Annotated in this window: 20 protein-coding genes; 1 reads left to right on the top strand and 19 read right to left on the bottom strand. The window is 53.9% G+C overall.

Annotated elements, in window-relative coordinates; translation table 11 throughout:
* Position 1: 1 nt before the first annotated feature.
* The 14 genes from tolQ to sdhC all read right to left on the bottom strand — a co-directional run bounded on the left by tolQ (position 2) and on the right by sdhC (position 14,873).
* On the bottom strand, positions 2-694 hold the full coding sequence (gene tolQ, locus F3J30_RS12285; RefSeq protein WP_014069389.1) for a Tol-Pal system protein TolQ: 693 nt from the start codon (positions 692-694) through the stop codon (positions 2-4).
* Entirely contained in the window at positions 691-1,095 is a 405-nt protein-coding gene (gene ybgC, locus F3J30_RS12280; protein WP_014069388.1) for a tol-pal system-associated acyl-CoA thioesterase, read from the bottom strand. Before ybgC ends, tolQ begins: the two co-directional genes overlap by 4 nt.
* A gap of 148 nt (positions 1,096-1,243) precedes the next feature.
* On the bottom strand, positions 1,244-1,534 hold the full coding sequence (gene ybgE / locus F3J30_RS12275; RefSeq protein ID WP_014069387.1) for a cyd operon protein YbgE: 291 nt from the start codon (positions 1,532-1,534) through the stop codon (positions 1,244-1,246).
* Positions 1,534-1,647, bottom strand: a complete 114-nt coding sequence (gene cydX / locus F3J30_RS12270) for a cytochrome bd-I oxidase subunit CydX (RefSeq protein ID WP_014069386.1) — start codon at positions 1,645-1,647, stop codon at positions 1,534-1,536. The genes ybgE and cydX overlap by 1 nt, the downstream gene beginning before the upstream one ends.
* A gap of 14 nt (positions 1,648-1,661) precedes the next feature.
* Positions 1,662-2,801: a cytochrome d ubiquinol oxidase subunit II gene (gene cydB / locus F3J30_RS12265; protein WP_014069385.1), complete on the bottom strand. Its 1,140-nt coding sequence runs from the start codon at positions 2,799-2,801 to the stop codon at positions 1,662-1,664.
* 15 nt (positions 2,802-2,816) lie between these two features.
* On the bottom strand, positions 2,817-4,385 hold the full coding sequence (gene cydA / locus F3J30_RS12260; RefSeq protein WP_014069384.1) for a cytochrome ubiquinol oxidase subunit I: 1,569 nt from the start codon (positions 4,383-4,385) through the stop codon (positions 2,817-2,819).
* 732 nt (positions 4,386-5,117) lie between these two features.
* Positions 5,118-5,987 carry a succinate--CoA ligase subunit alpha gene (sucD, locus tag F3J30_RS12255; RefSeq protein ID WP_166717411.1) on the bottom strand — a complete coding sequence of 290 codons (870 nt, stop codon included), beginning with the start codon at positions 5,985-5,987 and terminating at the stop codon, positions 5,118-5,120.
* Positions 5,987-7,153 (bottom strand): ADP-forming succinate--CoA ligase subunit beta, encoded by a 1,167-nt coding sequence (sucC, locus tag F3J30_RS12250; protein WP_014069379.1) that lies wholly within the window; start codon positions 7,151-7,153, stop codon positions 5,987-5,989. Before sucC ends, sucD begins: the two co-directional genes overlap by 1 nt.
* Before the next feature lie 85 nt (positions 7,154-7,238).
* Complete coding sequence (gene odhB, locus F3J30_RS12245) at positions 7,239-8,459, bottom strand: 2-oxoglutarate dehydrogenase complex dihydrolipoyllysine-residue succinyltransferase (protein WP_166717410.1); 1,221 nt, start codon at positions 8,457-8,459, stop codon at positions 7,239-7,241.
* Between the two features lie 14 nt (positions 8,460-8,473).
* Positions 8,474-11,281: a 2-oxoglutarate dehydrogenase E1 component gene (gene sucA / locus F3J30_RS12240; protein WP_014069377.1), complete on the bottom strand. Its 2,808-nt coding sequence runs from the start codon at positions 11,279-11,281 to the stop codon at positions 8,474-8,476.
* Between the two features lie 348 nt (positions 11,282-11,629).
* Positions 11,630-12,346: a succinate dehydrogenase iron-sulfur subunit SdhB gene (sdhB, locus tag F3J30_RS12235; protein ID WP_014069376.1), complete on the bottom strand. Its 717-nt coding sequence runs from the start codon at positions 12,344-12,346 to the stop codon at positions 11,630-11,632.
* Between the two features lie 15 nt (positions 12,347-12,361).
* The gene (gene sdhA, locus F3J30_RS12230) at positions 12,362-14,128 is read right to left on the bottom strand and encodes a succinate dehydrogenase flavoprotein subunit (RefSeq protein ID WP_166717409.1); all 1,767 of its coding nucleotides are present in this window, start codon (positions 14,126-14,128) and stop codon (positions 12,362-12,364) included.
* Positions 14,128-14,475 (bottom strand): succinate dehydrogenase membrane anchor subunit, encoded by a 348-nt coding sequence (sdhD, locus tag F3J30_RS12225; protein ID WP_008501088.1) that lies wholly within the window; start codon positions 14,473-14,475, stop codon positions 14,128-14,130. The genes sdhA and sdhD overlap by 1 nt, the downstream gene beginning before the upstream one ends.
* Positions 14,469-14,873: a succinate dehydrogenase cytochrome b556 subunit gene (gene sdhC / locus F3J30_RS12220; protein ID WP_020684965.1), complete on the bottom strand. Its 405-nt coding sequence runs from the start codon at positions 14,871-14,873 to the stop codon at positions 14,469-14,471. The genes sdhD and sdhC overlap by 7 nt, the downstream gene beginning before the upstream one ends.
* A 639-nt stretch (positions 14,874-15,512) precedes the next feature.
* Here sdhC and F3J30_RS12215 point away from each other — a divergent pair.
* The gene (locus F3J30_RS12215; RefSeq protein WP_014069373.1) at positions 15,513-16,796 is read left to right on the top strand and encodes a citrate synthase; all 1,284 of its coding nucleotides are present in this window, start codon (positions 15,513-15,515) and stop codon (positions 16,794-16,796) included.
* A gap of 195 nt (positions 16,797-16,991) precedes the next feature.
* Here F3J30_RS12215 and nei read toward each other — a convergent pair whose 3' ends face one another.
* Genes nei through F3J30_RS12190 form a run of 5 tightly spaced genes read right to left on the bottom strand, consistent with a single transcriptional unit; the run spans position 16,992 to position 20,870 of the window.
* A complete protein-coding gene (gene nei, locus F3J30_RS12210) occupies positions 16,992-17,783 on the bottom strand; it encodes an endonuclease VIII (protein WP_166717408.1) in 792 nt (263 codons plus the stop codon).
* A gap of 22 nt (positions 17,784-17,805) precedes the next feature.
* Complete coding sequence (gene pxpA / locus F3J30_RS12205; RefSeq protein ID WP_166717407.1) at positions 17,806-18,543, bottom strand: 5-oxoprolinase subunit PxpA; 738 nt, start codon at positions 18,541-18,543, stop codon at positions 17,806-17,808.
* Positions 18,530-19,462, bottom strand: coding sequence for a 5-oxoprolinase subunit PxpC (gene pxpC / locus F3J30_RS12200; RefSeq protein ID WP_166717406.1), 933 nt, complete (start codon positions 19,460-19,462; stop codon positions 18,530-18,532). Before pxpC ends, pxpA begins: the two co-directional genes overlap by 14 nt.
* Positions 19,456-20,112 (bottom strand): 5-oxoprolinase subunit PxpB, encoded by a 657-nt coding sequence (gene pxpB, locus F3J30_RS12195; protein ID WP_166717405.1) that lies wholly within the window; start codon positions 20,110-20,112, stop codon positions 19,456-19,458. Before pxpB ends, pxpC begins: the two co-directional genes overlap by 7 nt.
* Before the next feature lie 14 nt (positions 20,113-20,126).
* Positions 20,127-20,870: a type 2 GTP cyclohydrolase I gene (locus F3J30_RS12190; protein ID WP_166717478.1), complete on the bottom strand. Its 744-nt coding sequence runs from the start codon at positions 20,868-20,870 to the stop codon at positions 20,127-20,129.
* Between the last annotated feature and the right edge of the window lie 10 nt (positions 20,871-20,880).

Here is a 20,880-nt window from a genome sequence, read left to right as displayed (position 1 = left end):
TTTACCCCTTGTTACTCTCGGTGCTGGTAAACGCCTGACGGTGCAGAATCGCGGTGAACTCTTCCATAAAGTTGTCGTAGTTCAGTTCCAGTTTGTTCACGCGCTGATTCAGACGGTTATAGGCCATAACCGCCGGGATAGCGGCGAACAGACCGATAGCGGTCGCGATCAGTGCTTCTGCGATACCCGGAGCAACCATCTGCAACGTTGCCTGCTTCACCGCACCCAGGGCGATAAAGGCGTGCATAATCCCCCACACTGTACCGAACAGGCCGATATACGGGCTGATGGAACCGACTGTGCCAAGGAAAGGAATATGCGTTTCAAGGGTTTCCAGCTCACGGTTCATGGAAATGCGCATCGCACGAGACGCACCTTCAACGACCGCTTCCGGTGCATGGCTGTTAGCGCGATGCAAACGGGCGAATTCTTTGAAACCGCTGTAAAAAATTTGTTCGGAGCCTGCGAGGTTATCCCGACGCCCCTGGCTTTCCTGATACAGACGGGAAAGTTCGATACCAGACCAGAACTTGTCTTCAAACGCTTCAGCCTCGCGGCCAGCGGCATTGAGGATACGCGTTCTCTGGATGATGATGGCCCAGGATGCGATTGAAAAACCAATCAAAATCAACATGATAAGTTTAACCAGAAGGCTTGCCTTCAGGAACAAATCAAGGATATTCATGTCAGTCACTGCTTAAACTCCGCGACAATAGACTTAGGAAGCGCACGAGGCTTCATGATGAGTGGATCAACACAGACAATCAGTACTTCAGCTTCGTTCAGTACCGTGTTCTCTGCATTGAGGATCCGTTGCGTGAACACCAGTGAGGTTCCGCGCATTGATGTTATTTCTGTTTGGACTTCGAGCATATCGTCGAGTCTGGCAGGCGCAAAATACTCAAGCGTCATCTTGCGTACCACAAAGGCAACTCGCTCAGCCAACAGCACTTGCTGGCTAAAGTGATGATGGCGCAGCATCTCTGTGCGTGCCCGTTCATAAAAAGCAACGTAGCTGGCGTGGTAAACCACACCACCGGCATCGGTATCTTCGTAGTAGACACGAACCGGCCATCGAAACAGCGTTGTATTCACTTTACATCCCGGTAATACAAGAAAAGTTGGAGCTTTCAAACTTCGCTACTATACGCGCGGGAAAGGTGGTTTGGAATGGGAGAAAGTAAACGGAGAGTAAATTTTTATGGGCTCGGGTAAGCCCATATGATTAACGGACATTTCTTATTCAGAAGAAGAAGAAAATCAGCCCAGCGAGAAGCACCAGATCGGCAATCAGCGGGCAGAAAATACCCTGCCAGTGAATGGCTTTCGGACGAAAGCCAACGCCGTGAATAACACCTGCGCACACGGCCCACATGATGAAGAAACCGTGCCAGATCTCGAGCTCGCTGGTCTTCGCTGCAAAACGCGAAGGGTCCCAGAAAATACAACCTGCCAGCAGTAATGCCATCACTAAAGAAAGCGCCCTTAACGGGCGCTTATCCATTACCGCGTAAAGCGTCGCGATAATGTTCATTAGTGTTTTTCGTCACTCGCTTTGGACGCTTCAATGTGCTCAAGCGCCAGGGCAGTAATGATGCCAAATGCACAGGCAAGAAGCGTCCCCAAAATCCATGCGAAATACCACATATTCAGCTCCTTACTTAGTACAGGGAATGAGTGTTACGTTCGATGTCTTCTTTCGTGATACGACCGAACATTTTCCAGTAACACCAGGTGGTGTAGAGCAGAATAATCGGTACGAACACGCACGCAACATACGTCATCAGGTTCAGCGTCAGCTGGCTAGATGTTGCATCCCACATGGTCAGACTTGCGTTCATCATGGTGCTGGACGGCATAACGAATGGGAACATCGCGATACCCGCCGTCAGAATGATGCACGCCAGCGTCAGTGAAGAGAACACAAACGCCAGAGCGCCTTTTTCCAGACGGGACGTCAGCACGGTCAGCAGCGGCAACAGAACACCCAGAGCCGGGATAACCCACAGCACAGGCATGTTGTTGAAGTTAGTCATCCAGGCACCAGCCTGACGCACCACTTCTTTCGTCAGCGGGTTAGATGGCGCAGCATGGTTCATCGCAGAAGTCACCACGTAGCCATCGATACCGTACACCACCCAGACACCGGCCAGTGCGAAGCAGACAAGCGTCACCAGGGCAGCCAGCTGAGCGGTTGCACGTGAACGCAGATGCAGTTCACCTACCGTACGCATTTGCAGGTAAGTCGCGCCCTGAGTAATGATCATCGCCACACTCACCACGCCCGCCAGCAGACCAAACGGATTCAGCAGCTGGAAGAAGTTACCGGTGTAATAAAGACGCATGTACTCATCAATGTGGAACGGAACACCCTGTAACAGGTTACCGAACGCCACACCAATCACCAGCGGTGGAACAAAGCTACCAATGAAGATGCCCCAGTCCCACATGTTGCGCCAGCGGGTGTCTTCAATCTTGGAACGGTAGTCGAAACCGACCGGACGGAAGAATAAAGACGCCAGCACCAGAATCATCGCCACATAGAAGCCGGAGAACGCAGCAGCGTAGACCATCGGCCAGGCAGCAAACAGCGCGCCGCCCGCGGTGATGAGCCACACCTGGTTACCGTCCCAGTGCGGGGCGATGGAGTTGATCATAATTCGACGCTCGGTGTCATTACGACCGAGGAAACGGGTGAGCATCCCCACCCCCATGTCGAAACCGTCGGTGACAGCAAAGCCAATCAGCAAAATACCAACCAGCAGCCACCAGATAAAACGCAATACTTCATAATCGATCATTTGATGACTCCTGTCTTAGCGTGCCGGCTGAGTAGTCGCAGCGGACTGCTCGTAGTGATAGCGACCGGTTTTCAGGCTGCTTGGGCCAAGGCGCGCGAACTTGAACATCAGGAACAGTTCAGCCACCAGGAACAGGGTATACAGACCACAAATCAGCAGCATGGAGAAGATCAAATCGCCCGCTGTCAGGGAGGAGTTCGCTACTGCCGTTGGCAGCACCTCACCTATCGCCCATGGCTGACGGCCATATTCCGCCACAAACCAACCGGATTCGATAGCAATCCACGGCAGTGGAATACCGTACATCGCGGTACGCAGCAGCCATTTTTTCTGACCGATACGGTTACGAATAACTGACCAGAAGGACGCTGCGATGATAAGCAGCATCAGGATGCCGCAGCCCACCATGATACGGAATGCGAAGTACAGTGGCGCAACGCGTGGAATGGAGTCTTTGGTAGCCTGCTGGATTTGCGCTTCCGTCGCGTCAGAGACGTTCGGGGTATAGCGTTTGAGCAGCAGCCCGTAACCCAGGTCTTTCTTCACGCTGTTGAACTCATCGCGTACAGACTGATCGGTTGAGCCAGCACGCAGCTGCTCCAGCAGTGAATAAGCTTTCATACCATTACGGATACGGCCTTCATGCTGCACCATCAGATCTTTCAGGCCAGTAACCTGTTTGTCGACGGAGCGGGTTGCGATGATGCCCAGCGCGTAAGGGATTTGAATAGAGAAGTGGTTTTGCTGCGCATCCTGATCCGGGATACCGAACAGGGTAAAGGCAGCCGGAGCCGGTTGGGTTTCCCACTCAGCTTCGATAGCAGCCAGTTTGGTTTTCTGCACGTCACCCATTTCGTAACCGGATTCATCACCCAGAACGATAACGGAGAGGATTGCAGCCATACCGAAGCTAGCAGCGATAGCAAAGGAGCGCTTAGCGAAAGCAAAGTCACGGCCGCGCAGCATGTAGTAGGAACTGATACCCAGAACGAACATCGCACCACAAACGTAGCCAGATGCCACGGTGTGAACGAATTTAACCTGAGCTACCGGGTTCAGGACCAGCTCGGCAAAGCTGACCATCTCCATACGCATGGTTTCGAAGTTGAAATCAGATGCGATTGGGTTTTGCATCCAGCCGTTCGCCACCAGGATCCACAGCGCGGACAGGTTGGAACCCAATGCCACAAGCCAGGTGACCGCCATATGCTGGACTTTGCCCAGACGGTCCCAACCGAAGAAGAACAGACCTACAAAGGTGGATTCGAGGAAGAAGGCCATCAGACCTTCAATGGCCAGCGGCGCACCGAAGATATCCCCAACGTAGTGGGAATAATAAGACCAGTTAGTCCCGAACTGGAACTCCATGGTCAAACCGGTTGCCACGCCCAGTGCGAAGTTGATACCAAACAACTTGCCCCAGAACTTGGTCATATCTTTATAAATCTGTTTGCCGGAGAGGACGTAGACCGTTTCCATGATGGCCAGCAGGAACGCCATACCGAGCGTCAGTGGCACAAACAGGAAGTGGTACATCGCGGTCAAGGCAAACTGTAAGCGCGACAGTTCGACTATATCTAACATCATGACTCCTTGCTCATCGCATGAAGACTCCGAGAGTGAAACCCGTAAGAGAGATCCACACACATGCCCCAATACAAAGTTATCTACTCCCCTTCTTCGTTGCCTATTCTCTCCTGGAGGAAAAAGCAGTGATGAAAGGTTGCAAATACGTTAATAAAAAACCCAAATTGATCCCGCAAATATAATACGCTGCAAAACCCTTACAATAAACAGGTTTTTATTGAATCACATTTACGTTTTACGACGGTGATCAACTTATAGCAAAACTACCACTTTTCAGCCATTTTGATCTGGCACAATTTAGCGCCTTTTGAGTCCTTTTTCCAAACATTAAACATTGATTTAAATCAAAATTAAGTCTTTATGTTAATTGTGTGCCGATGCGGTAAACGGAGTAAAAACCATGTTAAATATATGTATACACAAATACATCTGAAGTTATCGAATGGGATTATTAATATAAACAAAAGTGATTTTAATTAACTATTGTGACGCAGGCGGGTGGATACAGGAAGGACATTAATTTTAGTTGGTCTTACGTATTTTTCCACTCCCTTTCTTTAACGCAAATAAATAACAAATATTTTACTTTTACAAGTCCGTAAATTAACACCGGTTTGTGACTATTTCATGACATGCCGAGCGCAATAAAAAAGGCCGCTTTTCAGCGGCCAACCATGTCGAAACGGACATTTTTATTTCAAAGCTCCCAGTCCTGGGAGCAGAGAGGACTTACTTAATGATGGATTTCAGTGCTTCGCCGATATCGGCCAGGCTGCGCACAGTTTTCACACCAGCAGCTTCCAGCGCAGCGAATTTCTCATCCGCTGTACCTTTACCGCCCGCGATGATTGCGCCTGCGTGGCCCATACGTTTGCCTTTCGGCGCCGTGACGCCCGCGATGTAGCCCACTACAGGCTTAGTCACGTGATCTTTGATGTACGCAGCGGCTTCTTCTTCTGCGCTACCGCCGATTTCACCGATCATGACGATCGCTTCGGTCTGCGGGTCTTCCTGGAACAGTTTCAGGATGTCGATGAAGTTAGAGCCCGGGATCGGGTCACCACCGATGCCCACACAGGTGGACTGGCCGAAACCGTAGTCAGTGGTCTGTTTAACCGCTTCATACGTCAGGGTGCCAGAGCGGGAAACGATGCCCACTTTGCCTGGTTTGTGAATGTGACCTGGCATGATGCCGATTTTGCACTCGCCCGGGGTGATAACACCTGGGCAGTTCGGGCCAATCATACGCACGCCTGCTTCATCCAGCTTCACTTTCACAGTCAGCATGTCCAGGGTCGGGATGCCTTCGGTGATGGTGATGATCAGTTTGATGCCTGCGTCGATCGCTTCCAGAATGGAGTCTTTGCAGAATGCCGCCGGAACGTAGATAACGGTCGCGGTTGCGCCCGTCGCTTCTACGGCTTCGCGTACGGTGTTGAACACTGGCAGACCCAGGTGAGTGGTACCGCCTTTACCTGGCGTGACACCGCCAACCATCTGCGTACCGTAGGCAATCGCCTGCTCGGAGTGGAAAGTCCCCTGGCTACCGGTGAAGCCCTGGCAGATAACCTTGGTATCTTTATTAATTAAAACTGACATTATTTCCCCTCCACTGCGGCAACAACCTGCTGAGCTGCATCCGTCAGACTTTTCGCTGCAATAATATTCAGGCCGCTGTCAGCCAGTTTTTTCGCGCCGAGTTCAGCGTTGTTACCTTCCAGACGCACAACAACCGGGACGTTAACGCCCACTTCTGCCACCGCGCCGATGATACCGTCAGCGATCAGGTCGCAACGTACGATACCGCCGAAGATGTTAACCAGAACGGCTTTAACATTGTCGTCAGAGAGAATGATTTTGAACGCTTCGGTTACGCGCTCTTTGGTTGCGCCGCCACCTACGTCGAGGAAGTTCGCTGGCTCGCCGCCGTGCAACTTAACGATGTCCATGGTGCCCATTGCCAGGCCCGCACCGTTAACCATGCAGCCGATGTTGCCATCAAGTGCCACGTAGTTCAGTTCCCACTGTGCAGCCTGCGCTTCACGCGGATCTTCCTGAGACTGGTCACGCATTTCGCGCAGATCCGGCTGGCGGAACAGTGCGTTGCCGTCAGCGCCCAGCTTACCGTCGAGGCAGATCAGATCGCCCTGAGTGGTGATAACCAGCGGGTTGATTTCGATCAGCGCCAGATCGCGCTCCAGGAAGATTGTCGCCAGGCCCATGAAGATCTTGGTGAACTGTTGAACCAGTTTACCTTCCAGACCCAGTTTGAACGCCAGCTCACGACCCTGGTAAGGCATTGGGCCTGCCAGCGGATCAATGGCCACTTTGTGGATCAGATGAGGGGTTTCTTCTGCCACTTTTTCGATTTCCACGCCGCCTTCAGTAGACGCCATGAACACCACGCGACGGGAGCTACGGTCTACCACTGCGCCGAGGTACAATTCTTTTGCGATATCGGTCGCCGCTTCTACCAGGATCTGGTTAACAGGCTGGCCATTCGCATCTGTTTGATAGGTTACCAGGCGCTTACCGAGCCAATGTTCAGCAAAAGCACGGATCTCTTCTTTGCTCTTAACAACCTTCACACCGCCCGCTTTACCACGGCCACCAGCGTGAACCTGACATTTAACTACCCAAGGGCCGGAACCGATTTTAGATGCGGCTTCTTCTGCTTCACGCGGGGTAGTACAGGCATAACCCACCGGAGCCGGTAAGCCATACCGGGCAAACAGCTGTTTGGCCTGATATTCATGTAAGTTCATGTGTTCTATCCATCCTTCAGGTAATCGTTAGGTATTGCTTTTGTAGGCCCGGCAAGCTCAACGCCGCCGGGCAAGACTGCTAAAACTAGACGTCGAGCAGCAGACGCGTTGGATCTTCCAGCAGCTCTTTAATGGCTACCAGGAAGCCGACGGACTCGCGGCCATCGATCAGACGGTGATCGTAAGAGAGCGCCAGATACATCATTGGCAGGATCTCAACTTTACCGTCTACCGCCATCGGACGATCTTTGATGGCGTGCATCCCCAGGATCGCGCTCTGCGGTGGGTTGATGATCGGCGTAGACATCAGTGAACCGAATACTCCGCCGTTGGTAATGGTGAAGTTACCGCCGGTCAGGTCATCTACGGTCAGCTTGCCATCACGGCCTTTCACTGCCAGCTCTTTAATATTTTTCTCGATGTCTGCCATACCCAGGGTATCCACATCACGCAGAACTGGCGTTACCAGGCCACGTGGGGTAGAAACCGCCATGCTGACGTCGAAATAGTTGTGGTAAACCACGTCATCGCCATCGATAGACGCGTTCACTTCCGGGTAGCGTTTCAGCGCTTCAACAACCGCTTTTACGTAGAAGGACATAAAGCCCAGACGGATACCGTGACGTTTTTCAAACGCGTCACCGTACTGCTTACGCAGGTCCATGATTGGCTTCATGTTCACTTCGTTGAAGGTAGTCAGCATTGCGGTGGAGTTTTTCGCTTCCAGCAGACGCTCAGCCACACGCTTACGCAGACGAGTCATCGGTACGCGTTTTTCACTGCGTGCGCCCAGAGCAGGCTGTACCGCTGGCGCTGCCGCAGGGGCTTTGGCTTCTGCTTTCGCAGGCGCTTTCGCCAGGTGTTTCTCAATGTCTTCGCGAGTCAGACGACCACCCACACCGGTGCCTTTAATGGCAGCCGCGTCCAGGTTGTGCTCAGCCAGCAGGCGACGGATCGCCGGGCTGAGTGCATCGTTGCTCTGCTCTTCCAGAGAGGCCTGCTGACGCTGCGCTGGGGTAGAGGCTTTCTCATCAGACTTAGCGCTGGACTCTTTGCCCGCGCTGTTGCCTTCACGCAGGCGACCCAGGATCTGACGAGAGGTTACGGTGGTGCCTTCATCTTCCAGCACTGCATCCAGAACGCCATCCGCCGAAGCCGGTACTTCCAGTACCACTTTGTCAGTTTCGATTTCTACCAGCACTTCATCGCGCTTAACGGCATCGCCCGGTTTTTTGTGCCAGGTGGCGACGGTCGCATCTGCTACAGATTCAGGCAGGTCGGGAACAAGAATATCTACGCTACTCATTATGTATCCTTTAATTAATCGACGTTCAGCGCGTCATTGACCAGATCTTGTTGCTGCTTCTGGTGAACGGACATATACCCTACCGCCGGAGAGGCGGAGGCCGGGCGACCTGCATAACGCAGAGCAGACCCAAATGGAATCACTTCACGGAAATGATGCTGGCTGCAATACCATGCGCCCTGGTTGAGCGGCTCTTCCTGGCACCAGACAAAATCATGTACGTGAGCATATTGTTTCAGCACTTCCTGCATCGCCTGATGCGGGAATGGATAAAGCTGTTCGATACGCACGATGGCGACATCTTTCTGGTCGTTCTTACGGCGTTGTTCCAGCAAGTCGTAATAAACCTTACCAGAACACATTACGACACGCTTGATGCCTTTCGGATCCAGCTCGTCAATCTCGCCGATAGCCGGCAGGAAGGTGCCGTTTGCCAGTTCATCCAGGCTGGACACGGCCAGCGGATGACGCAGCAGTGATTTCGGAGACATCACCACCAGTGGACGACGCATCCCGCGCAGCGCCTGACGACGCAGCATGTGGTAAACCTGAGCCGGGGTAGACGGCACGCAAACCTGCATGTTCTGCTCAGCACAGAGTTGCAGATAACGTTCCAGACGCGCGGAGGAGTGCTCCGGACCCTGCCCTTCGTAACCGTGTGGCAGCAGCATGACCAGACCACACATACGGCCCCACTTCTGTTCACCCGAAGAGATGAATTGGTCGATAACAACCTGTGCGCCGTTAGCGAAGTCACCAAACTGCGCTTCCCAGATGGTCAGGGTGCGTGGTTCTGCGGTGGCGTAGCCGTATTCAAATGCCAGTACCGCTTCTTCAGACAGTACGGAGTCCCAGACCTTGAACTGGCCCTGGCCGTTGTGCACGTGCTGCAGCGGGGTGTAAGTTGAACCGTTGGTCTGGTTGTGAACAACCGCGTGACGGTGGAAGAAGGTACCACGGCCGGCATCTTCACCGGACAGACGAACAGGAATACCTTCATCAACCAGCGTTGCGTAAGCCAGGGTTTCAGCGCCGCCCCAGTCGAACAGCTTTTCACCTGCCGCCATAGACTGACGGTCACCATAGATCTTCGCTACGCGAGACTGCATCTCGATAGCATCTGGTACGGTACTGATGCGTTTAGCCAGCTCCTGCAAACGTTTCATCTCGACCTTGTTCGGGTAGCTCTCATCCCACTCGTGGTTGAGGTACGGCGACCAGGTAAAGGAGTGCATGTTCATTGGGCGCAGCTCTTTCACTACGCACTCACCCGCATCCAGTGCGTCGCGGTAAAGATTGACCAGCTCGGTCGCATCTTCCAGCGTCGCCACTTTGTCGCCTTCCAGCTTATCAGCATAGATTTTACGTGGAGTTGGGTGTTTTTTGATTTTCTGGTACATCAACGGCTGGGTTGCACTTGGCTCATCAGCTTCGTTGTGGCCGTGGCGGCGGTAGCAGAACAGGTCAATCAGCACGTCACGCTTGAAGGTATTACGGTAGTCCAGCGCCAGGCGGGTCACGAAAGCAACCGCTTCTGGGTCATCCGCGTTAACGTGGAAGATTGGCGCCTGTACCATTTTACCGATGTCGGTGCAGTACGGCGTTGAGCGTGCGTCAAGCGGGTTAGAGGTGGTGAAGCCCACCTGGTTGTTGATCACGATGCGAACGGTACCGCCCACTTCATAACCACGCGCTTTCGACATGTTCAGGGTTTCCTGAACCACGCCCTGACCGGTAATTGCCGCATCACCGTGAATGGTAATTGGCAGCACTTTATTGCTGCTTGGCTCGTCCAGACGATCCAGACGCGCACGTACGGAACCGATAACCACCGGGCTGACGATCTCAAGGTGCGACGGGTTAAACGCCAGCGCCAGGTGAACCAGACCGCCATCGGTTTCGATATCAGACGAGAAGCCCATGTGGTACTTCACGTCACCGGTGCCGAGGTGTTCTTTATGTTTGCCCGCGAATTCGTCGAATAGGTCCTGCGGTTTTTTACCCAGCACGTTGACCAGCACGTTCAGACGACCACGGTGCGCCATGCCCAGTACCACTTCACGGGTACCGCTGTTGCCTGCGTGGCGAATCAGCTCTTTGAGCATTGGCACTAATGCATCACCGCCTTCCAGCGAGAAGCGTTTTGCCCCCGGGAATTTCGCGCCCAGATAGCGCTCAAGGCCTTCTGCTGCGGTCAGTTCACTCAGGAAACGTTTTTTCTCTTCAACAGAGAAGGTCGCATGGCCTGCCACAGATTCAATGCGCTGCTGGATCCAGCGTTTTTCTTCTGTAGAGGTAATGTGCATATATTCCGCGCCGATGGAGCCGCAATAGGTTTGCTTGAGCGCATCAATCAGATCGCCCAGCTTCATCGTGTCTTTGCCGATAGCAAAAGAACCTACGTTAAAGGTTTCCTGGAAATCGGCCTCGGTCAGATCGTGATAAGCCGGATCAAGATCCGCTACACGGTCTTGCTGCCACAGTCCCAGCGGATCGAGATTCGCGTGCTGGTGACCACGGAAGCGGTAAGCGTTGATAAGTTGCAGGACTTTAACCTGCTTCGCATTGGTGTCAGGGTCGGAAATCGCAGAAGAGTAACGTGAGGCATCCTTCGCCAGACGGCGGAAATAATCACGTGTTTTGGAGTGGAATTGATCCGGTTTGACTCCCGTGCCAGGCAACTCCTGGAACATGGAACGCCAGTTTGCGTCCACTGAGTCAGGATCGGTTAAGAAGTCTTCATAGAGCTGTTCGATCCAGCTCTGGTTCGCACCAGAAAGGAAAGAAGAGTCCAGCCAGGCTTTCATTGCGCCGTTCTGCATCGTGATCCCTTAAGCATTTTTATGCTTACTTTCGCCGTAGAAACTACCACGCACACCACGTGTACGTGCCGGGGTTCACCTGCGAGCTCTTATTGGCTCGCGAAGGAACCTTTAAAAACTGCCATTAATCTTCTTCGTTCAGGCTGCGACATCGTTGGCTGCCTTCACTTACCCCTGTCACATAGTGAACTATGCTCCTGGGGATGCGTTCAGTTGCCGCCTTGTCTCGCTCTGAACGCCTCGATTACTGGATGTGCCATTCTGGCGGTTTTTAAAGATTTCCTGCATTTAACCCTCTCCCTGTGGGAGAGGGTTAGGGTGAGGGGAACAGGGCTCCCCTCTCACTACTTACGCACTGCGTTGCAACAACATCGACTTAATATGGCCGATGGCGCGCGTTGGGTTCAGCCCCTTAGGACAAACACTGACGCAGTTCATGATGCTATGGCAGCGGAATACGCTGAAAGCGTCACTCAGTCCTTCCAGACGGCTATCGGTTTCGGTGTCGCGACTATCGATCAGGAAGCGATAGGCAGCCAGCAGACCCGCCGGGCCGATGAACTTGTCCGGGTTCCACCAGAACGATGGGCAAGACGTCGAACAACATGCACAGAGAATACACTCGTACAACCCATCGAGTTTTTCACGCTGCTCAGGAGACTGTAAGTGCTCGCGAGCGGGTGGATTTTGCCCATTATTCAATAAGTAAGGCTTAATCTTCTCATATTGTGCATAGAATTGCCCCATGTCCACCACCAAATCGCGCACGACCGGCAGGCCTGGCAGAGGACGGATAACAATTTTCTGACCAGGGCGCTGCAACGCCGAAATTGGCGTGATGCAGGCCAGACCATTTTTGCCGTTCATGTTCACGCCATCAGAGCCGCAAACCCCTTCACGGCAGGAGCGACGGAACGACAGTGTCGGATCTTTTTCTTTCAGCTGCATTAAGGCATCCAGCAGCATCATGTCACGGCCTTCTTCTGCTTCCAGCGTGTAATCCTGCATACGCGGAGCATCGTCTACATCCGGGTTATAACGATAAACTGAGAATTCGAGTTTCATTGTCCTGTCTCCGCATTAGTAAGTACGAATCTTCGGCGGGAACGCCGGACGCAGTTTCGGTTCCATATTGACGCTACGACGCGTCATGGATTCCGACTCTGGCAGATACAGGGAATGGCACAGCCAGTTTTCGTCATCACGATCCGGGAAGTCGAAGCGGCTATGTGCGCCACGGCTCTCGGTACGGAAGTTTGCCGACATCGCGGTTGCGAACGCGGTTTCCATCAGGTTATCCAGCTCCAGACATTCAACGCGCTGGGTGTTGAACTCGCTGGAGGTGTCGTCCAGACGGGCATTTTTCAGACGTTCGCGGATCACTTTCAGCTGCTCAAGGCCTTTGGCCATCGCGTCACCTTCGCGGAACACCGAGAAGTTGTGCTGCATACATTCCTGAAGCGCTTTACGGATTTCCACCGGATCTTCACCGTTACGGTTACCGTTCCAGCGGTTCAGACGTTCGAGAGAGGCATCGATTTCAGCGTCGGTTGCGTCAAGCAGGTCGCCCTGTTCGGCAATCGACTCTTGCAGATGCAGACCCACCGCACGACCAAATACCACCAGGTCCAGCAGAGAGTTACCGCCCAGACGGTTTGCACCGTGTACGGATACGCAGGCGATTTCGCCTACCGCGAACAGGCCAGGGATAACCACATCTTCGCCCTGCTCGTTCACGGTCAGCGCCTGACCGGTCACTTTGGTCGGAATACCGCCCATCATGTAGTGACAGGTTGGGATAACCGGAATCGGTTCTTTTACCGGGTCAACGTGGGCGAAGGTACGGGACAGCTCCAGAATGCCCGGCAGACGGGATTCCAGAACCTCTTTACCCAGGTGATCCAGTTTCAGCTTGGCGTGTGGACCCCATGGGCCGTCACAGCCGCGACCTTCACGGATTTCGATCATGATGGAACGCGCCACCACGTCACGACCCGCCAGGTCTTTCGCATTCGGGGCATAACGCTCCATGAAGCGCTCGCCGTGTTTGTTCAGCAGATAACCACCTTCACCACGGCAGCCTTCTGTTACCAGAACGCCCGCACCGGCGATGCCGGTTGGATGGAACTGCCACATTTCCATATCCTGCACCGGCACACCAGCGCGGATAGCCATGCCAACGCCGTCACCGGTGTTGATGTGGGCGTTAGTAGTCGATTGATAAATACGGCCTGCGCCGCCGGTCGCCAGCACGGTTGCGCGGGCTTTGAAGTAAACCACTTCACCGGTTTCGATGCACAGCGCGGTACAACCGACAACGGCGCCATCGGCATTTTTCACCAGATCCAGCGCGTACCACTCGGAGAAGATAGTGGTATGGTTTTTCAGGTTCTGCTGATACAGCGTGTGCAGCAGTGCGTGACCGGTACGGTCAGCTGCCGCCGCAGTACGTGCCGCCTGCTCGCCGCCGAAGTTTTTCGACTGGCCGCCAAACGGACGCTGGTAGATGGTGCCATTTTCCAGACGGGAGAACGGCAGACCCATATGATCCAGTTCCAGAATCGCTTCCGGGCCGGTCTTACACATGTATTCGATGGCATCCTGGTCGCCGATGTAATCGGAACCTTTTACCGTATCGTACATGTGCCATTCCCAGTTATCTTCATGGGTATTACCGAGCGCAACGGTGATGCCACCCTGCGCAGATACGGTGTGCGATCGGGTCGGGAAGACTTTAGAGAGCAGCGCACAGGTCTGGCCGCTCTGGGAAATTTGCAGCGCTGCGCGCATACCTGCGCCACCAGCACCAATTACAACAGCATCAAATTCTCTGACTGGCAGTTTCATTACACACCCCACACCACAACGAATCCATAAATGACGTAAACCACCAGAGCAACGACGATAGCCAGCTGCAGAGGAAGGCGAATAGCCAGTGGTTTAACGTAATCGGTCAACACCTGCCACATGCCAATCCAGGCATGGATAAGGATGGAGAACAGAGCCAGCAGGGTGAACACTTTGGTGAAGGCAGATCCGAAGAACCCGCTCCAGATTTCCCACGTCAGCGTGCCGCTGGTCGCGAAGAAACCAATCATATAGATGATGTAAAGGGTGAGAACGATGGCGGTAGCACGGACCAGAATGAAGTCATGTACGCCGTTGCGTCCTAATGCGGAGGCGTTGCTTACCATACGAGAACTCCTGCGAGAAGTGAAAGCACGACAGTAATCACAAACGAAATGTTAGCGGAGCGTTTCCCGGCTTCGAAGGTTTCTTCCAGATAGCCAAAGTCCATCAGCATATGGCGAACACCCACTACAACGTGGTACGCCAGCGCAGTCAGAATGCCCCACATGATAAATTTCACGAAGAAGCTGTTCATAATGGCAGAGGCCTGAAGGAACCCTTCAGGAGATGAGAGGCTGGTTCCCAGCAACCACAGCAGAATACCGACCGCCACAAATGTAATTACACCTGAAACACGGTGCAAAATGGACGCTATTGCTGTTACAGGGAATCGGATCGTTTTGAGATCCAGATTGACAGGTCTTTGTTTTTTCACATTTCTTATCATGAATAACGCCCACATGCTGTTCTTATTGTTTCCTTCCTCCGGACTGCGATGCGGGTCAAGCAGCGTTCCTTTTCTATAACTGCGCGTCATGCAAAACATTGCTTCCAAATGCTAAAACGACACGTTACAACGCTGGGTGGCTCGGGATTGCAGGGTGTTCCGGAGACCTGGCGGCAGTATAGGCCGTTCACAAAATCATTACAATTAACCTACATACAGTTTGTCGGGTTTTCTCTGGAACAGTGATCAGGGTCACGATAACAACATCTTTTTAAATTTTAATCATCTGATTTGACAAATGTTAAACAATATTGTTACAAACGTCATCAGAAAAGGCATATAATGCGCAAAAGTTATGAGGTCTCTCTTTCACCTGACAAATAGTTATGTAACAGTGTGATGGTATTGACCGAAGTTATCAGGACAGTTATTAGTGATATACAGGTTTGAATAATTCGGACTGCAAAAACGCTGATTTGCTGTGTTTTCACTGATATTTCATCCGTTTACCTGCAAGGCGCCATAGCTCTGTACCCTGGTTTCTCCTCGTGAGCTGAGCGGTAAGCCAAATAACAATCTGGTAACGGTGATTAACAGCTGAATGCAAATCCGGTGAACAGCAGTCTTAAGCATAAGGCGCTAAGGAGACCGTAAATGGCTGATACAAAGGCAAAGCTCACCCTAAATGGTGACACTGCTATTGAACTGGATGTGCTAAAAGGCACGCTCGGTCAGGATGTTATTGATATCCGTACGCTGGGTTCTAAAGGTGTTTTCACCTTCGACCCTGGATTTACCTCTACCGCATCTTGCGAATCCAAAATCACCTTCATCGACGGTGACGAAGGTATCCTGCTTCACCGCGGTTTCCCCATCGATCAGTTAGCCACCGAATCCAACTATCTGGAAGTGTGCTACATCCTGCTTAACGGCGAAAAACCGACGCAGGATCAATATGATGAATTCAAAACCACCGTTACCCGCCACACCATGATCCATGAGCAGATCACCCGTCTGTTCCATGCGTTCCGTCGTGACTCTCACCCGATGGCGGTGATGTGCGGTATTACCGGTGCGCTGGCGGCGTTCTACCACGATTCCCTGGACGTGAATAACCCACGTCACCGTGATATCGCGGCGTTCCGTCTGCTGTCCAAAATGCCTACCATGGCAGCGATGTGTTACAAATACTCTATCGGTCAGCCGTTCGTTTACCCACGTAACGACCTCTCTTATGCCGGTAACTTCCTGCGTATGATGTTCTCCACTCCGTGCGAAGAGTACGAAGTGAACCCGGTGCTGGAACGTGCAATGGACCGTATTCTGATCCTGCACGCAGACCACGAGCAGAATGCCTCTACGTCTACCGTGCGTACCGCTGGCTCTTCAGGCGCGAACCCGTTCGCCTGTATCGCTGCGGGCATTGCCTCCCTGTGGGGACCGGCACACGGCGGCGCGAACGAAGCGGCACTGAAGATGCTGGAAGAGATCAGCTCCGTGGAACACATTCCTGAGTTTGTGCGTCGCGCGAAAGACAAGAATGACTCCTTCCGTCTGATGGGCTTCGGTCACCGTGTTTACAAAAACTATGACCCACGCGCAACCGTGATGCGTGAAACCTGTCATGAAGTGCTGAAAGAGCTGGGCACCAAAGATGATCTGCTGGAAGTGGCGATGGAGCTGGAACACATCGCGCTGAACGATCCGTACTTCATCGAGAAGAAACTCTACCCGAACGTCGATTTCTACTCTGGTATCATCCTGAAAGCGATGGGTATTCCGTCTTCCATGTTCACCGTGATCTTCGCCATGGCACGTACCGTGGGCTGGATCGCGCACTGGAACGAAATGCACAGCGAAGGCATGAAAATCGCCCGTCCTCGCCAGCTGTATACCGGCTACGAGCAGCGTGATTTTAAGTCTGATATTAAGCGCTGATGTTAACAGGGTGCGGTCTGATGCCCTCACCCTAACCCTCTCCCACAGGGAGAGGGAATAAACATTAAAAACGGCAACCTCAGGGTTGCCGTTTTGCTTTTACCTTGTGCGGTCTGATGCCCTCACCCTTGCCCTCTCCCACAGGGAGAGGGAATAAACATTAAAAACGGCAACCTCAGGGTTGCCGTTTTGCTTTTACACCTGGCATCCAGGGCACCAGTAAAACGGTCTTGAAGAGAGCGTTGTCTTCTCAATCACCCCGCCGCACCGCTCGCAGGGTTCGCCATCGCGATGAAACACCTTAAAGCGGAACAGCGCCCCGTGGTGCTTGTTGTCATCCACCATGCCACGCGTGTTGTACGAAAGACGCGGGATATCCAGCAGCGCATGGGATAACGCATCGAGTTGCGCGTCATTCAGCTGCGATGCTTTATGTTGCGCCGCCAGCCCCACCGCCCACAGAATTTCCACACGAAGGTAATTCCCTAACCCCGCCAGAAACGCCTGATCGAGCAACAGCCCCGAAAACTGCCGGTTGCGGAAAGTGGGCGATAACAACCGTGCTTTAACATCCTGTGCCGTCAGCCGCATATCCAGCACATCCGGCCCGACATGTTGCAGGAACGGGTGAGTGAGCAGTTGCTCCGGTGTTAACATTTCGATATCCGAGGCGCTGTACAGCAGGATAGTTTTATCAGCCGCTTGCAATTTAACACGCAACACTCGGGTGGTTTGTAATGACTCACCCGTATTAACCACCCGCCAGACACCGTAAAGCTGGTTATGGCTATATAACGTCAGGTTATGGGAAAAGTGCGTCAGCAGTGCTTTGCCCCGCGTTTCGATATGGGTCACCGTTTGCCCCACCAGCTGCGCTTCAAACGGCTTAAGTTGAGGGAAAGCAAACCAGACATCCGTCAGGGGTTTGCCTTTTATCGCCACCTCCAGGCTATCCGCCGCGCGGCGGATCTCCGGGCCTTCTGGCATCTTTCAGTCCTTATTGTAAAATTCAGGCGCGAACGAGGATCCCCTGTTCGGCAAAAGCCGCCCGCAGACGATGCGCAAACAGCAGCGCGTGCTCGCCATCACCGTGTAAGCACACCGTTTCGGCCTGTACGTTTGCCTGCGTACCGTTAATGGTTTTTACCCGCCCGGTGCGTACCATGTCCAGCGTTTGCGCCAGCGCCTGCGCGTCATCAGTGATAAGCGCGCCCGGTTGACCGCGTGGTACCAGGCTTCCGTCCTGCTGATATCCTCTGTCGGCAAACACTTCCTGACGAGTCACCAGCCCCAGACGCTGCCCGGCGCGAATGAGTTCACTGCCCGCCAGCCCGACCAGGATCAGCTGCGGGTTGTAATCCCGCACGGCACGGGCAATGGCGTCCGCCAGAGCCGGATCCTGCGCGGCCATATTGTAGAGCATTCCGTGCGGCTTCACGTGGCGCAGTACGCCGTGCTGGGCGCGGACAATCGCATCCAGCGCTCCGGTCTGGTACAGCGTCTGGGCGTAAACCGTCTCGGGCGGTAAAACCATTGCCGTACGGCCGAAGTTTTCCCGGTCGGGGAATCCCGGATGGGCGCCTATCGCCACGCCATGTTTAATGGCATTACGCACGCTCACCAGCATGGTTTGCGCATCGCCCGCATGAAACCCGCAGGCGATATTGACCGAAGAGACCAGCGTCATCAGCTCTGCGTCGGCCTGCCCGCCCTCGCCTAAATCGGCGTTTAAATCAATCTTTACCATCGAGTCGCCACGCCAGTTGTTCCAGATAGCGCTGCTGATCGTGGCGCGCTTTCAGCGCCTCTTCCAGCGAACATTGCACGAAGTGGATCGGCTGCCCAAGCGGTATTTGCGCCAGATGGTAGCGATCGGCATCAATAATACAGGCAATACGCGGGTAACCACCTGTTGTCTGCGCATCATTCATCAGCACAATCGGTTGACCGTTTCCTGGCACCTGGATGACGCCTGGCAACAAACCGTGGGACAGCATTTCCCGGTCGGTGGTCCGGTTCAGGGGTTGCCCCTGCAAACGATAGCCCATGCGGTTACTTTGTGAGCTAAGGTGCCACGGGGAACGCCAGAAGGACTCCTGAGAAACCTCGTCAAATTCCTGATATTCCGGTCCTGGCAAGGCGCGGATCAGGTTACCCCAGAGCAGCTGTTTCACCCCCTGGGTCGTGGTGAAGTGGTGAGATGACGGCTTAACGGCCAGGCGATCGCCGTCGCGAAGTAAGCGCCCTTCATGCCCGCCAATGCCCGCTTTGGCATCGGTACTGGGCGAGCCCATCACTTCCGGTACATCGATGCCCCCGGCAATTGCAAGATAGCTGCGCACGCCGTGTAACGGGCGTTTGAGCGCCAGACGCTGGCCCGCTTTCGCCCGCAGTCGCCAGCCCGTCCACACCGCTTTGCCATCAAGCGTGGCATCGCAACCTGCACCGGTCAGGGCAAACCAGGTTTCCTGGCTAAATTCCACCACGCACTGACCAAGGGTGATTTCCAGCGCTGCCGTACTGCCCGGGTTGCCCACCAGCAGGTTGGCAATTTCAAGTGCAGGCCGGTCGAGCGCACCACAATAGCTGACGCCCGACTGGCGCAGACCAAACCGACCCGCATCCTGAACCGAGGTATAAAGTCCTGCGCGAATAAGCGTTAACATATCCCCTCCTTCTGCGGGATAAAGCGCAGGGTATCGCCGGGGCGCAGGAGTATTGGCGCGTCCTGCCCCGGTTCAAATAACGGCGCAAAGGTATGCCCGATCAACTGCCATCCACCGGGTGAAGCAAGCGGATAAATGCCGGTTTGCTGTCCTCCGATAGCCACGGTCCCCGCCGGGACGCTCAGGCGCGGTTCAGCCCGACGTGGCGTATAAAGCTCAGGAGATAAACCACCCAGATACGGGAAACCGGGCTGGAATCCTAAAAACCAGACCACGTAGTTCACCGAAGCGTGCAGTTCGACTACCTGTTTTTCTGTTAACCCGCAGTGCTGCGCCACAACAGACAAATCAGGGCCGCCCTTACCGCCATAAATGACCGGGATCTCAATGGCCCGGGATTCGGGCTCCAGCGCGTCACTCTCTTCCCACCAGCGCTGTAAACGCTCAATGGCGTCCAGCGCCAGGGTATGCGGATTACGCAGAACAACGGTGATATTGTTCATCCCCGGAATGGCCTCCACCACTTCCGGCACATCCGCCAGGCGCTGCGTCAGCCGCCAGATACGCTTTTGCGTGGCAAGGGTCACCGGGGGCTCAAGCTCCAGAACCACTGCCGTTTCACCCAGAAGATAACAACGCGCTCGCTGCACTTAGGCACCTCTCATCAGGCAGGATTAGGAATATCCACAAACGTCACATCCAGATCGGTATTTTCCGTCAGCCACTCGCTGAGTGCGCGGATGCCGCCACGCTCTGTTGCGTGATGCCCGGCCGCGTAAAAATGCAGTCCTTGTTCACGTGCGGAATGAACAGTCTGTTCAGACACTTCGCCGGTGATGAATGCATCCACGCCGAAACGCGCCGCGCTGTCGATAAAGCCCTGGCCGCCGCCCGTGCACCAGGCAACGCGTTTAACCGTATCTGGCCCGGTATCACCGCACCACAGCGGGCGGCGGCCCAGCCGGGCTTCAATCCAGGAGGCCAGCTCAAGCCCCGGCACCGGCATGGCCAGCTCACCCCACGGGACCAGCGGCTCGATTTCGCCCATCACCGTGATGCCCAGCAGCTGAGCGAGCTGGACGTTATTACCCAGTTCAGGATGGGCATCCAGCGGCAGGTGATACCCGTAGAGGTTAATGTCGTTTGCCAGCAGCGTTTTGAGACGGTTACGCTTCATACCACGGATAATCGGCGATTCGTTTTTCCAGAAATAACCGTGATGCACAATCACCGCATCGGCTTCCTGGCGCACTGCCTCATCCAGCAGCGCCTGGCTTGCCGTTACGCCTGTCACTATCTTCTGTATGTTTTCACGCCCTTCAACCTGCAAGCCATTTGGACCGTAGTCGCTGAAGCTGGCACTGTTCAGTTTCTCGTTAATCAGACGTTCCAGTTCGCTGTTTTTCATCATCACTCTC

The organism is Enterobacter sp. Tr-810 (assembly GCF_011752765.1).
Taxonomy (GTDB): Bacteria; Pseudomonadota; Gammaproteobacteria; order Enterobacterales; family Enterobacteriaceae; genus Enterobacter; species Enterobacter soli.
The sequence above is the reverse complement of the archived record's forward strand: the minus strand, read 5'-3'. Positions and strand labels throughout refer to the sequence as shown.